Source organism: Mycobacterium sp. KBS0706 (assembly GCF_005938675.2).
In the GTDB taxonomy this organism is placed as follows: Bacteria; Pseudomonadota; Alphaproteobacteria; order DSM-16000; family Inquilinaceae; genus Inquilinus.
Window position 1 is genome coordinate 1 of record NZ_VCCH02000036.1, and the last position, 14,351, is coordinate 14,351.

At 69.7% G+C, this 14,351-nt stretch carries 10 protein-coding genes; 9 read left to right on the top strand and 1 reads right to left on the bottom strand.

Annotation, left to right across the window (positions count from 1 at the left end; all coding sequences use genetic code 11):
* Positions 1–130: 130 nt before the first annotated feature.
* Positions 131–1,006: a 4-hydroxy-tetrahydrodipicolinate synthase gene (gene dapA, locus FFK22_RS19945; protein ID WP_138891160.1), complete on the bottom strand. Its 876-nt coding sequence runs from the start codon at positions 1,004–1,006 to the stop codon at positions 131–133.
* 51 nt (positions 1,007–1,057) lie between these two features.
* Here dapA and FFK22_RS19950 point away from each other — a divergent pair, with 51 nt between their 5' ends.
* The 9 genes from FFK22_RS19950 to FFK22_RS19990 all read left to right on the top strand — a co-directional run bounded on the left by FFK22_RS19950 (position 1,058) and on the right by FFK22_RS19990 (position 14,342).
* Entirely contained in the window at positions 1,058–3,007 is a 1,950-nt protein-coding gene (locus FFK22_RS19950; RefSeq protein WP_138891161.1) for a lytic transglycosylase domain-containing protein, read from the top strand.
* Between the two features lie 178 nt (positions 3,008–3,185).
* On the top strand, positions 3,186–3,557 hold the full coding sequence (locus tag FFK22_RS19955) for an antitoxin Xre/MbcA/ParS toxin-binding domain-containing protein (protein ID WP_138891162.1): 372 nt from the start codon (positions 3,186–3,188) through the stop codon (positions 3,555–3,557).
* A complete protein-coding gene (locus FFK22_RS19960; protein WP_138891163.1) occupies positions 3,554–4,072 on the top strand; it encodes an RES family NAD+ phosphorylase in 519 nt (172 codons plus the stop codon). The genes FFK22_RS19955 and FFK22_RS19960 overlap by 4 nt, the downstream gene beginning before the upstream one ends.
* Before the next feature lie 231 nt (positions 4,073–4,303).
* Entirely contained in the window at positions 4,304–5,278 is a 975-nt protein-coding gene (locus FFK22_RS19965; protein WP_138891164.1) for a threonine/serine dehydratase, read from the top strand.
* Between the two features lie 4 nt (positions 5,279–5,282).
* Positions 5,283–5,669, top strand: a complete 387-nt coding sequence (locus FFK22_RS19970) for a hypothetical protein (protein ID WP_138891165.1) — start codon at positions 5,283–5,285, stop codon at positions 5,667–5,669.
* A gap of 194 nt (positions 5,670–5,863) precedes the next feature.
* Entirely contained in the window at positions 5,864–8,125 is a 2,262-nt protein-coding gene (locus FFK22_RS19975) for a hypothetical protein (RefSeq protein WP_138891166.1), read from the top strand.
* 147 nt (positions 8,126–8,272) lie between these two features.
* Positions 8,273–10,270: a PhoX family phosphatase gene (locus FFK22_RS19980; protein WP_138891167.1), complete on the top strand. Its 1,998-nt coding sequence runs from the start codon at positions 8,273–8,275 to the stop codon at positions 10,268–10,270.
* Positions 10,271–10,544: 274 nt separating this feature from the next.
* Positions 10,545–10,943, top strand: coding sequence for a hypothetical protein (locus FFK22_RS19985; protein WP_138891168.1), 399 nt, complete (start codon positions 10,545–10,547; stop codon positions 10,941–10,943).
* A 441-nt stretch (positions 10,944–11,384) separates the two neighbouring features.
* Entirely contained in the window at positions 11,385–14,342 is a 2,958-nt protein-coding gene (locus FFK22_RS19990; RefSeq protein ID WP_138891169.1) for a phosphoenolpyruvate carboxylase, read from the top strand.
* Positions 14,343–14,351 lie beyond the last annotated feature (9 nt).

Sequence of the window (14,351 nt, forward strand, 5' to 3'; positions counted from 1 at the left end):
AACGGCTTGCGCGATGCGCTGCATCGCGCTGCACCGCCCTCCTGCCCTGCCGGCATGGGACGATGGCGCAGGGCACAGGGAGTGTGAGAAATGCCGGCTGCGCCGTGCCATGATTCTGGGTGTGCTCCGGTTAGTTGATCAGGCCGGCGAAGACCATCGCCTCGCGCATCGCCGTCCGCGTCGCCTCGCCCGGCGGCACCAGCGGCAGCCGGACCCGGTCGTCGGACAGGCCGAGCAACTTGGCGCCGTACTTCACCGGACCCGGGCTGGTCTCCAGGAACAGCGCCCGGTGCAGCGGCATCAGCAGGTCGCGCAGTGCCTCCATCCGCTTCAGGTTGCCCTCGGCCCAGGCGGCGTGCATTTCGGCGCAGAGCCGCGGCGCGACGTTGGCAGTGACCGAGATGCAGCCATGACCACCCTGCGCCAGGAATGCCGTGGCAGTGGCATCCTCGCCCGAAAGCTGGCAGAACTCGGGACCGATCCGCAGCCGCGTCGCCAGCGGCCGCACCAGGTCGGCGGTCGCGTCCTTGACCCCGACGATGCGCGGCAGCTCGGCCAGGCGGGCCATGGTGTCGATCGACATGTCGACGATGCTGCGGCCCGGGATGTTGTAGATCACGATCGGCAGATCGACCGCGTCATGGATGGCCCTGTAATGCTGGTAGAGACCTTCCTGCGTCGGCTTGTTGTAGTAGGGCGTGACGACCAGCGCGGCGTCCGCGCCGGCCTTCTGCGCGTGCCGGGTCAGGGAGATCGCCTCCTCGGTCGAGTTCGAGCCGGTGCCGGCGATCACCGGGACGCGGCCCTTCGCCACCTCGACGCACAGCTCGACCACCCGTTCGTGCTCGGGGTGGCTCAAGGTCGGGGACTCGCCGGTGGTGCCGCAGGGCACGACGCCCTGGGTGCCCTCGCGGATCTGCCAGTCGACGAAGCCCTGGAAGGCTTTGTCGTCCACCCCGCTCTCGGTGAACGGCGTAATCAGGGCGACGATCGATCCCTTGAACATGGAAGCTTCCGTGGGCGTTGGGGTGGTGAACGCAGTGTCATAGCGGCTGTGGTGCGGGCCGGCAAGCGCAGGGCTCTGGCCGCGGCCGCCGCTCTGCTGCTCGTCAGCGCCGCCCCGGCCCTGGCGCAGCCGGCCACGCCGGCCGAGATCAAGGCGGCGCAGGCCCTGTTCTTCGCCGTCGACCGCAACGCCTGGGACGTGGTGCGGACGGTCGAGACCCAGATGGCCAGCACCCTGATCGGCCGGCTGGCGACCTGGGCCGACCTGTCGCGCCCGGACAGCACCGCCGGCTTCGAGGAGCTGGCCGCCTTCATCGTCCGCAACCCGGACTGGCCGAACGTCCAGGCCCTGCGCCGCCGCGCCGAACGGGCGATGCCGGACGGGCTGCCGGCCGACGCGGTGGTGGCCTGGTTCGACGCCTTCGCCCCGCTGACCGCCGAGGGCGTGCTGCATTTCGGCGCGGCGCTGCAGGCCAACGACCCGATCCGCGCCCCGATTTGGGCCCGCGACACCTGGCGCGGCATCGCCCTGACCGCCGGGCAGGAGAGCGAGTTCCTGGGGCGCTTCGGCAACCTGCTGAGCGCCGACGACCACTGGGCGCGGCTCGACGCCCTGCTCTGGGCCGAGCGGACGGACGAGGCCCGCCGCATGCTGCCCCGCGTCGCCGGCGATCGGCGCCTCCTCGCCGATGCCCGGCTGAAGCTGATGGCGCGCACGCCGGACGCCTCGGCCGCGGTGCGGGCCCTGCCGGCGAAGCTGCTGCAGGACGAGGGCGTCCTGTACGAGCGCACCCGCTGGCGCCGCCGCAACGACGACGAGGCCGGCGCCATCGAGATGCTGGGCCAGCAGCCGAAGACCTCGGCCCATGCCAGGGACTGGTGGCTGGAGCGGCACATCATCGCCCGCCGCCTGTTCGACGAGCAGTCGTATCGCAAGGCCTATCAGCTGGTCACGGCGCGCGAGCAGAGCGACCCGGTGGACCGGGCCGAGAAGGACTTCCTCGCCGGCTGGCTGGCGCTGCGCTTCCTCGACCGCCCGGACGACGCCGTCGAGCATTTCGAGAAGCTGTACGGCGACGTCTCTATGCCGATCAGCCTGGCCCGCGGCGCCTATTGGGCCGGGCGGGCGCATGAGGCGGCCGGCCACAAGCAGAAGGCGGCGGACTGGTACCGGACGGCGGCGAAGCAGACGCTGACCTTTTACGGCCAGCTCGCCGCCGACAAGCTCGACCAGCCCAGCATTGCCGCCCTGCCGGTGTCGGCGACGCCCAGCACCCAGGCGGTCGACGCTTATGGCGGCGACCTGGCCCGCGCCGCCCGGCTGCTCGACGCCGTCGGCCAGCGCGACCGGGCCGACCTGTTCCTCCGCAAGCTGATGGTCGACGCCGACACGCCGGAGAAGAACCGGCTGCTGGCGGCGCTGGCGACGTCGATGCAGTACCCCTTCGTCGCCGTCCGCGCCGGCAAGGCCGCGGCGCGCGAGGGTCTCACGGTGGTGGACGCCGCCTATCCGCTGGTGCCGCTGCCGGACGACCTGAGCGGCCTGCCGCCGGCCCTGGTGCTGGGCTTGGCGCGACAGGAGAGCGAGTTCAACAGCACCGCCGTCTCCAGCGCCGGGGCGATCGGGCTGATGCAGCTCAGGCCCGGCACCGCCCGCGACGTCGCCCAGTCGCTCGGCATCGACCACACCACCGGCATGCTCAGCGGCGACCCGGTGCACAATCTCCGCCTCGGCAGCCGCTACCTGGCCGATCTGATCAAGCGCTATGACGGCAACTGGCCGCGGGCCATCGCCGCCTACAATGCCGGCTTCGGCCGGGTCGACACCTGGGCGCCGACGCCGTCGAAGACTCCGGAGCAGGTGGTGGACTGGATCGAATCCATCCCGCTGCCGGAGACGCGCAGCTACGTCCAGCGCGTGCTGGAGAACGCGCAAGTCTACCGCCTGCGCCTGGGCGAGGCGCCGCAGGCCGGGGCGCTGGAGGCGGATCTGCTGCGCTGAGGCTGATGCGGGGCCGTGGATGTCCCTTCCTCGGCAACATTGAAGTTCGCCCCTGGCTGTCCTATCTTATGTCCAGATCCGGGTCGGAGATTGGGACATGACGAGGCCGACAGCGGGCAGCCGGACGAGACAAGACACCCCCGCCCGAAAAAGCGCGTCTGACCCGGGCATAGGCGGGATGGCGTTTGCCGGCGCGGGTTTCGTCACGGTCTTCATCGACGAGGCCGGTATCATCGACGTCGATCGCGTCGCCGATGCCTTCCGCATGACCAAGGGGCAGCTTGCCGAGACGGTCGGCCTCGCTGCAGCGACCGTGAGCAAGGCCGAGCGCCGCACGGCTCCCCGCACCCAGTCGCGCATGCTCGAAATGCTGGAGATCGTCTCGCGGATTCGCGAATGGGCCGGCGGCGAAACCCAGGCGATGGCCTGGTATCGATCGCAGCCGATCCCCGCGCTGGATGGGCGAACGCCGGAAGCGCTGGTCAAGGCCGGCGAGGCCGGCGCGGTCAGGGACTATCTCGATCACCTGGCGCTCGGGGGATACGCTTGAGGTTCACCGGCCGCTGCTATCGCGGCCACGACCCGACATGGTCCTTCTCGCCGCTTTCAGGCGCGGGAGCCGCGAAGACCGGAGGCCGGTTCAACCGAAAAGGCAGGCCGACCCTTTATCTGTCGCTCGACGTCATGACCTCGATCGGCGAGTGCACCCAGGGCCTGACCCAACGGCTGCTGCCGCTGACGATGTGCGAGTACGATGTCGACTGCGAACCCGTCGCGGATCTGAGGGACGGCGCCGGGCGCGATCACCATGGCATCACGCTGGCGGAACTGGGCTGCGCTTGGCTGCGCCATCTGCGCGATGGCGGGGACGCACCGTCCTGGCTGGTCGCGGAGCGGCTCGAGGCGGATGGCTTCGTCGGCATGCTGGCGCCGAGCTTCGTGCCCCATGCGACCGAGGCCAACTGCAACCTGATCCTGTGGCGCTGGGGTCCCGAGCTGCCGGCCCGCATCGTCGTGTTCGATCCGACCGGGCGCCTTCCCAGGGACCAGCTGTCCTGGACGTAACCGGCATAAATCCGTTCATGAAATTCGGATCGGGGATATTCGGCGACACGGCGGGACTGCCCCTTGAGCAAGCAAGGGAATGTCTGCCATTCCCTCTTTTGTCATGCCCGGGCTTGACCCGGGCATCCAGACGGCGTCGACATCCTCCGGATTGCCGGGTCAAGCCCGGCAATGACAGCAAAAGTTAATGCTCTGATTTAAATTCCGTCGGTAACTGGCTGAGAAAAAACAATGATCGTCTCCGTCACCGATATCGAGGCTGCCGCCGACCGCCTGCGCGGCCAAGCCGTGCGCACGCCGCTCCTGCGTTCGCCGCTGCTCGACGCCCGGGCCGGGCGCGAGGTGCTGGTCAAGGCCGAACCGCTGCAGCGCACCGGGTCCTTCAAGTTCCGCGGCGCCTACAACCGGATCGCCATGATCCCGGAGGCGGACCGGGTCCGCGGCGTGGTCGCCTTCTCCAGCGGCAACCATGCCCAGGGCGTGGCGGCGGCGGCCCGGCTGTTCGGCATCAGGGCCACGATCGTGATGCCGGCCGACGCCCCGGCGATCAAGCGGCGCAACACCGAATCCTACGGCGCCACCGTCGTGGCCTATGACCGCTTCGGCGAGGACCGCGAGGTGGTGGCGGCGAAGATCCAGGCCGAGACCGGCGCCACTCTGGTGAAGCCCTATGACGACCCCGGCATCATCGCCGGCCAGGGCACGATCGGCCTGGAGATCGCCGAGCAATGCGCCGAGCTGGGCGTGCGCCCGGACGCGGTGCTGGTCGGCTGCAGCGGCGGCGGCCTGGTCTCCGGCATCTCGGTGGCGGTGAAGGCGCGGCTGCCGGGCACGCGGATCTATGCGGCCGAGCCGGAGGCGCTGGACGATATGCGGCGGTCGCTGGCCGCCGGAGAGCGCGTGAAGAACGACCCTGCGGCGCGGTCGATCTGCGACGCGCTGCAATCCCCCACCCCGGGCGAGATCACCTTCTCGATCGCGCGCGAGACGCTGTCGGGCGGCGTCACCGCCCCGGACGACGCGGTGCTGCGGGCCATGGCCGTGGCCTTCGACACGCTGAAGCTGGTGGTCGAGCCGGGCGGCGCCATCGGCCTGGCGGCGACGCTGGAGCGGCGGATCCCGGACGACATTCGCAGCGTCGTCATCGTCTGCTCCGGCGGCAATGTCGATGCCGCCACCTTCCGCGACGCCCTGGCGACGCTCTGAGCCGATGACCACCGCCTTGTTCGACCGGCTGCAGGGCTGGTGGGACGGCCGCGCCGAGGGCGGGCGGCCGCCGCATCGCGACGGGCTGAGCCCGGTCGAGATCATGCCGTTGCTGCCGCATCTGCTGATGCTCGACCTGTCCGGCCCGGCGCGGGTGCTGTGGGCCGGCACCGCGGTGAAGGAGACGCTGGGCGGCAATCCGGGCGACCAGCCGCTGGACCGGACGCCGCTGGGCGGGCCGGAGGCCGAGGCCGCCATCGCCCGGATGTTCGCCGCAGCCCGGCCGGTCGAGGCCCGGCTCGGCGGCCGGCCGGCGCTGCTGTGCCCGCTGGCGGACGATGACGGTGCGATCGGCGCGGTTCTGGCCGCGCTGGCGCCGCCGGATCCCTGAATCCGATCGGCCCGTCCGAATTTCGCCACAACCGGCCGTCATTCTGTGGGCAGATCATCCCATTCAGTCGCGGACCGATCAAACATTCCTAGAGAGACGACCCGGCCATGGCGGCCGCAAGGTCGCCCCCTGAGCATCGAGCCAGGCCGGGACACCATTTTCATCGCTGCATAGTGCGACCATTGAGGACCACCATGCCCGGATTTCGACGGATCGTTGCGATCTTGCTGCCGCTGCTGCTGGCGCTGTCCCTGCCCGCTTTCGCCGCGGTCCCGACCGGCCCGCATCCCCGCATCTGGCTGACGCCGCAGGTGGTCGCCAGCTGGCAGGCGGCGCAATCCGTACCCGGCAGCCCGGTGGCCCGCGCCATTGCCAAATGCACCGACGCCCGGTTGAATCCCGCGAGCTACGCCAGCGGCCAGTACCAGAGCTTCCGCTGGGTCGAGGCGCTCGATTCCTGCCTGGTAGCCCGTGCCGCCACAGGATCGAGCCTGCACCGCGACACCGCAATCAAGTACTGGCAGGCGCTGCTGGACGATGCGGACACGATCGGCGACGCCAACGGGCCGCGTTATCCGGACCTGACGGGCCCGGCCACGCCGTTCGGCATCGCCGCGCGCGATTCGGGCTATTCGATGCGCACCAACGGCGCCTGGGGCGCCCTCGGCTACGACTGGCTGTACAACGACCTGAGCCCGGCGCTGCGGGCCAAGGCGGCCACCCGCTTCGCCCAGTGGATCGCCTTCCACCAGGACCCGGACACCTATCAGCGGGCCGAGGCCGGGTCGAACTACCATGCCGGCCACGTGCTGGCGGTCACCCTGATCGCGATCGGCCATGCCGACGCCATGGACGCCGCCAGCCCGGGCAGCGGCACCGCGCTGTGGAGCTACGTCACCAACACCATGTGGACCCAGGTGATGGCCGGCGGCATGGGCGCGCGCCAGCCGCTGCCGGGCGGCGACTGGGCCGAGGGCTGGCAGTACGGGCCGCTGTCGGTGCTCTCCTATGCCCTGGCCGGCCGGGCCATGACCGAGCGCGGCGTCGCCCAGCCCTGGATCGGTCCATGGCTGCACCAGTCGCTCTATCGCTATGTCTACGGGCTGACGCCGGACGACCGGATGTTCGTCGGCGGCGACACCGACGACCCGGCGCCGACCCTGGACGCCAATCCCCTGCCCCTCTACGCCGTGCTGGCCGGCCCGGCCGCCGCGCTGGACAAGGCCCAGGCCAAGGCCGAGCTGAACCGCCTGGCCCTGTCGGCGCCCCCGGCCAATGGCGACTTCACCTTGCTGTTCCAGGCGCTGGCGGCGGCGGAACCGGTGACGGCCCAGCCGATCGACCGCACCGTCCTGCCACCCGGCTGGCTGGCCGCGGGCGCCGGCAATTTCTACGCCCGCAGCGGCTTCGGCCCGGGCGCGGTCTGGATGGTCGGCCAGTGCCGCGGCCTGATCAGCGCGCATCAGCAGCTCAACGCCGGCAACATCGTGCTGTCGCGCGGCGCCGATGCACTTGTGGTCGACCCCTCACCCTACGGGTCGCTGTCGACGCTGACCGGCAACGCGCCGACCATGAGCCAGCCGCATTTCGCCGCCGACTACCGGCCGAGCCAGGGCAGCTGGGGCGAGGAGAACCCGCCCGATGTGCTGCCGCTGGCCCTGACCACGCGCTTCCTGTTCGCCGGGTCCAGCGCATCCACGGGCGTCTCGGCGACGCAATGCGCCTATACTGGCCAGTTCCGCTTCCAGGGCAATGCCTCCGAGATCGTCTGGGGCACACGGCGCGACCTGGTGCTGCTGCCCGGCCCGACCGGCGCCTCGGTGCTGGTGCGCGACCTCGTCCGCACCAACCCGGCATGGAACCAGACGCCGAACCCGCTGCTGCTGCGCTTCCGCTCGCCCGGGACCTTCGTCCAGGGCCCCGGCGGCGACCGCGCCCGCGCCGTGGTCGGCGGGTCGGCGCTGCTGGTGCGGCGGCTGTCCGGCGCCGCCACCACCGTGGCCGGCGCCGTGCCGGTGGATGATTTCTGCGACGAGCAGGGATCCTGCGTCGACGGCCGCTTCCCGGCGGGCGAATGGAAGGTGACGGTGCCCGGACCGGACCCGGGCGCGATCCACCTGCTCGACGCCGATGCCGGCGCCAGCGCCGCCCCGACAGCCTCCGCCATCCGCACCGGCTCGGTCATCCTGACCTCGGTGCTGCGCGAGGGCCGGCAGTACTATGTCGCGTCCCATACCGTGGTCAGCGGCGTGGTGACCGGCTACGACGCCCCGGCGGTCGCCAGCACGCATGTCGTGCTCGACCCGCCCGCCGGCCCCCGGGTCGCCGTCACGGCGGTCCTGAACCCGACGGCCCATACCTGCCGCTTCACCCTGGCCGCGGCCAGTGGCTCGGCCGGGCTCAAGAGCCAGCCGCTGATCATGCGGGTCGGCCCCACCTGCGCCGTCCAGGAGTAGGCCGCAGCCGCAGCCGCCGCCTCGCACCGCTTCCCTGACGTTCATCGAACCGTCATCAAACTGCAGCAAATCAAACATTACAGATCGGTAAGGTCCGCCCCGGATTCGAAGCCCGCCGCCACGGCAGCCAGCCCAGAGGGGACCGAGATGGACCAGGATTCCACCCTTTCGCGCGTTCAGCGCTACGAGCAGCAGGACGACCGCAGCAGCAACGCTTCCGACAACCCGACCATGGGCGACATCGTCAATGCCCGCTTCGGCCGGCGCGGCATGCTGCGCGGCGCCCTGGCCGTCTCGGCGATCAGCGCGGTGGTGGGGCCGGCGGCGTTCCTGTCGAACAGCCGCCCGGCCCAGGCCGCCTCCGCCTCGCGCTACGTGTTCGAGGAGCTCGAAGCCGGCGTCGACGCCAAGCACCATGTGGCCAAGGGCTACGACGCCGACATCCTGATCCGTTGGGGCGACCCGGTGGTGAAGGGCGCGCCCGCCTTCGACGTGCAGAAGCAGACTGCCGCGGCGCAGGAGAAGCAGTTCGGCTACAACAACGACTATATCGGCTATGTGCCGCTGCCGCTGGGCTCGACCTCGAGCGACCACGGCCTACTGGTGGTGAACCACGAATACACCGACGCCGCGATCATGTTCCCCGGCCTCGCCGACGCCAAGGGCGAGTTCGAGCTGTCGCAGCAGAGCAAGGAGCAGGTCGACATCGAGATGGCCGCGCACGGCCAGTCTGTGATCGAGATCAAGCGCGGCGCCGACGGCAAATGGGCCGTGGTGCCCGACAGCGCCTATGGCCGCCGTATCACCGCGCTTTCGACCGAGTTCCTGGTCACCGGCCCGGCCGCCGGCCATGACCGGCTGAAGACCTCGGCCGACAAGACCGGCACCAAGGTGATCGGCACCATCAACAACTGCGCCGGCGGCACCACCCCCTGGGGCACCACGGTGCACGCCGAGGAGAACTTCAACGGCTATTTCGGCGGCGAGCTGAAGGACGACCATCCGGAAGCCCGCAACTACAAGCGCTACGGCATGGGCGAGGCGGAGTACGGCTGGAGCCTGCACCATGACCGCTTCGATGTGGTCAAGGAGCCGAACGAGGCGAACCGCTTCGGCTGGATCGTCGAGATCGACCCGACCGACCCGACCTCGACCCCGAAGAAGCGCACCGCGCTGGGCCGCTTCAAGCATGAAGGCGCCGAGAGCATCGTCGCCAAGGACGGCCGCGTCGTCGTCTACATGGGCGACGACCAGCGCTTCGACTACCTGTACAAGTTCGTCACCGCCGGCACGTTCAACCTGAACGACCGCAAGGCGAACATGGACCTGCTGGACCAGGGCACGCTGTACGTCGCCAAGTTCGACGCCGACGGCAAGGTCGCCTGGATGCCGGTGGTGTTCGGCCAGGGCCCGCTGACCGAGGCCAACGGCTTCAAGAGCCAGGCCGACGTGCTGATCGAGACCCGCCGAGCCGCCGATCTGCTGGGCGCCACCAAGATGGACCGGCCGGAGGACGTGCAGCCGAACCCGGTGAACGGCAAGGTCTATGTCATCCTGACCAACAACGACAAGCGCAAGGCCGAGCAGGTCGACGCCGCCAATCCGCGGCCGGAGAACAAGTTCGGCCACATCGTCGAGATCACCCCGGCCGATGGCGACCACACCGCCACCGCCGCCGCCTGGGACCTGCTGGTGAAGTGCGGCGACCCGAGCGTCGCCGCGGTCGGCGCCACCTTCCACCCCGGCACCAGCAAGAACGGCTGGTTCGGGTCGCCCGACAATTGCGAGATCGACGCCGACGGCCGGCTGTGGGTCGCCACCGACGGCAACAACTTCAAATACAGCGGTCGCGCCGACGGCATCTGGGGGCTTGAGACCGAGGGCGAGGCCCGCGGCACCGGCAAGCTGTTCTTCCGCGTCCCGGTCGGCGCCGAGATGTGCGGCCCGAAGATCACCCCCGACCTGGCCACCTTCTTCGTCGCGGTGCAGCATCCGGGCGAAGGCGGCAAGGAATGGCCGGAATTCGGCCGCCCCAGCACCTTCGCCGATCCGTCGACCCGCTGGCCGGACTTCCAGGACGGCGTGCCGCCGCGCCCCTCGGTGGTGGTGATCACCAAGCAGGGCGGCGGCAAGATCGGAGTTTGAGGTTCAGAAAGTACGCGTAACTGCCTGACAATTCCTCATTGCGACCCCGGCCTTGAGCCGGGGGAAGCAATTCGGGGGCGCAAGAGCGGCGACATGGATTGTTTCGTCCGCTTCGCCTCCTCGCAATGACGGTTCAGGCTTCTGAGAAGCAGCACGAACCTCCCCGCTCCGGCGGGGAGGTTTTTTTGTCGCCGCCTTGCACTCCGTCTTGCCGCCGGGCGAGGTCCTATCGATATTGGGGCCCAGCCCGCGAGACGATCGGACCACACGGACCATGAGACGCCTGAACGCGGCCACCGCGGCCGCCATCATCGCCCTGCTCGGGCTGATCAGCGCCGCCCGGGCGCAGAGCAACGACCTGTATGTGCTTGGCATCGCTCTGTTCGTCGCCTGCATCGGCGTCGTCATGCTGCTGATCAAGCAGCATTTCGACGCCCGCGAGAACCGGCCGAGCGGCGCCTTCCTGCCGAGCGAGCCGGACTCCTGCTTCGTGGTGACCTTCCTGCTCGGCCTCCTGGCCGTGGTCGGGCTGATCGCGGCGACCTCGCCCGAGTTGTACCGGGTCGGGCTGGGCGTGTTCGCCGTCAGCATCATCGGCGCCGGCGCGGCGCTGAAGCGGGGCTACGACCTGATCGACCGCGGCCACGCCGAGGACCATGCGGATGCGCATTGAAGCCATGCGTTGCGACGGCCCGTCGCAGCTCCGAACCCCGCCTTCGGTTGCTTGACAATTTTGAATTCGCTACCAAATCCATAGGGCGGCCGGCGATGGCTCGTCCCCCCAGCCATCGCCAAGATCCTCCGATGGGATCGATTTAGCCGTCAGCCAGGCCGAACGCTCCCTCCCCTCCGAGCGGATCGACCAGGCTTAAGAACGGCCCCGACGCTTCCCCCCGCGTCGGGGCCACTTCTTTTTCTGCTTCAAGATCCAGCCGAAACACATTGGATTTTATGGACTCCGGCTGGAGTGCCGGCGCTTGCTCAGGACCGGCCACTTTCGGTTCTGTCGTTTCCCGTCGGATTTCCTTCGCCAAAGCGATTGACAAGCCCTTCGCAGCGCAACATGGATGCTTAACGCAGTTGCAGCATCGCGGCTGCCGCACGGGGAGGCACCATGCCGGATACGCGCCCAGCCACGCCTCGGCCGGAGGATCGGACGACACCCCTCGCCCGCGAGCTGACGCAGCTGCTGAAGCGCTACGAGAAATCCCAGCGCGAGGACCCCTTCGCCAACCCGATCCAGCATCTGGCGCTGGAGCTGTCGCGGCGCCTGGCCGACGGCAAGCTGGGTTATCGCGACATCGAGGAGCTGATCGGCCATCTGACGACCGAGGGCTTCAGCCACCGCGCCGCCCGGCTCGGCCGGTATCTCGGCGAGACCGGGCCCGAGGCCAATGACGCGACGCTGCGCGCCCTGTTCCTGCGCCTGGCGAAGGACGCCAAGGGCAAGACCGTGCCCTTCGCCGCCTTCCGCCGCCGGGTCGAGAGCGAGGCCTTCGGTGCCGTCTTCACCGCCCATCCGACCTTCAACCTGTCCGGCGCCCTGATGGCCGACCTGGCGGTGCTGGCGGTCGGCCGCAGCCCCGACGGCACGCCGCTGAGCGACGAGGCCCGGACTGCCCTGCTGGCCCGCGCCGCCGCGGTCGAGCACCGGCCGGACGAGGATCTGAGCCTGGCGCGCGAGCACGCCCTGTCGCTCGACGCCATCGCCAATGCCCGCGCCGCGCTGGGCCGGGCCTGGGGCATCCTGCTGGACGTCGCCCGCGACGCCTTTCCCGAGGATTGGCGCAGCCTGACGCCGCGGCTGGTCACGCTGGCCTCCTGGGTCGGCTACGACCTCGACGGCCGCTCCGACATCCGCTGGACCGACACGCTGCACAAGCGCCTGCTGGTCCAGGCGGCCCAGCTCGACCACTATTTGTCCGAGGTGCGGGCGATCCGGTCCGGGGTGCCGCGCGGCGCCGCCGACCTCATGGAAACGCTGGACCTGCTGGAGAGCCGGGTGGCGCTGGCCATCGCCCAGATCCGGGACGAGGTCGCCGCCTTCGCCGTGGCCGATCCCGGCTCGGCCGCCGGGCGCGAGCAGATTCGCGTCATCAGCCAGCGCATCCATGCCGGCCAGGCGCTGCGCCTGACCGAATCCGCCAGCCTGATCGCGATCGTCGACCGGGCGCTGGAGCGCACCGACGACCCCGATTTGTCGCGCCGCTTCTGCCTGCTGCGGGCCGAGCTGGCGACGCATGGGCTGGGTGCCGCCCACAGCCATGTGCGGATCAACGCCACCCAGGTGCACAATGCCATCCGCAAGGCGGTCGGGATGGTGTCCGACCCGAACGATCCGCGCTACCGGCAATCCTATCTCGACCGGCTGAACGCGCTGCTCGACGCGGTCGAGCCGATGACGGTCAATTTCGGCTCGCTGTTGTCGGAGCGCACCTCGGTCAAGCGCCTGTTCATGCTGCTGGCGCAGATGCTGAAATACAACGACCGCTCGGCGCCGATCCGCTTCCTGATCGCCGAGAGCGAGAGTGCCCTGACCTGCCTGACCGCCCTGTACTACGCCCGGCTGTTCGGGGTCGACGGCATGGTCGACATCTCGCCGCTGTTCGAGACCGAGAAGGCGCTGGAAAATGGCAGCCGGATCATCGAGCAGCTGCTGGAGAACCCGCACTATCGCGCCTATGTCCAACGCCGCGGCCGCGTCTGCGTCCAGACCGGATACTCCGACGCCGGCCGCTATCTCGGCCAGACACCGGCTGGCGCCTCAATCGAGCGGCTGCGCCTCAGGCTGATCCGGGTGATCGCCAAGGCCGGGCTGCCGGACGTGCAGCTCTTGATCTTCGACACCCATGGCGAGTCGATCGGCCGCGGCTGCCATCCGGGCGGCATCGCCGACCGGCTGTCCTATGTCGACCCGCCGGCGACCCGCGCCTTCATGGCCAGCCAGGGCGTCGGTTTCAAGCAGGAGGTCAGCTTCCAGGGCGGCGATGGCTATCTCTACTTCGCCCATCCCGACATGGCCTATGCCGTGGTCACCCGCATCCTCGAGCACATCCTGGCCGAGGTCGACGGCACCCAGGACGGCAAGGTGGCGGACGACCCGTTCTATGACGAAGCCTCCTATATCCGCGAGTTCTTCACCACGGTGAAGGAGTTCCAGGTCCGGCTGATGGAGAGCCGCGACTACGGCGTGCTGCTGCAGGCGCTGGGCCCGAACCTCCTGTTCCCCTCCGGCAGCCGCGCCACCAAGCGGCAGCACGAGGACCCGAGCGAGCTGGACCACGCCATGCCGTCGCAGCTGCGCGCGATCCCGCACAACGCGATCCTGATGCAGCTGGGCCTCATGGCCAACAGCGTCGGCGGCGCCGGCGCCGCCATCGCCAAGGACCCGGAGCGGTTCCGCGAGCTCTACGCCGCCTCGCCGCGGTTCCGGCAGTTGATCGGCATCGTCACCTACGGCGCCTCGGCCAGCAACCCGGCGGCGATGAGATCCTATATCGACGCGCTCGACCCCGGATCCTGGATCACCCGCGCCGCCGCCACCGGCGACCGCGAGCAGGCGGACCGGATGGTGGCCCTGTCCGGCCATCTCGAGCCGATGCCGGTGTATGAGCGGCAGAGCCGGGTGTTCCGCGCCCTGCACAAAGACTTCATCCTGCTGCGCGAGGGGCTGGAAAGCATCGCCGAGCAGTCGCCGCATGTCGACGCCGCCAGCCGCGACGCACTGGCCGTGCTGCACGCGGTGCGCTTGGCGCTGATCCAGGAGATCTTCCTGCTGGCGATGCGGATTCCGGAATTCTCCAGCCGGCACAACCTGACCCTGAAGCAGGTGATCGCCCGGGTCCTGCATCTCGACGTGCTGCCGGCGGTGACCTCGCTGGAGGAGATCTTCCCGCTGACCGAGGACACCATCGCCGTGGCCGATTTCGGCGAGACCGCGACCTACCGCTCGGATGAGAGCCAGAACTACCAGTTCGAGAACGAGCGGATCTTCCGCCCGATGCGGCAGCTCTACGGCCTGGTGCGCCGGGTCTCGGCCGCGGTGGTGCACCGGACCGGCTTCTTCGGCTGAAAGCGGGGC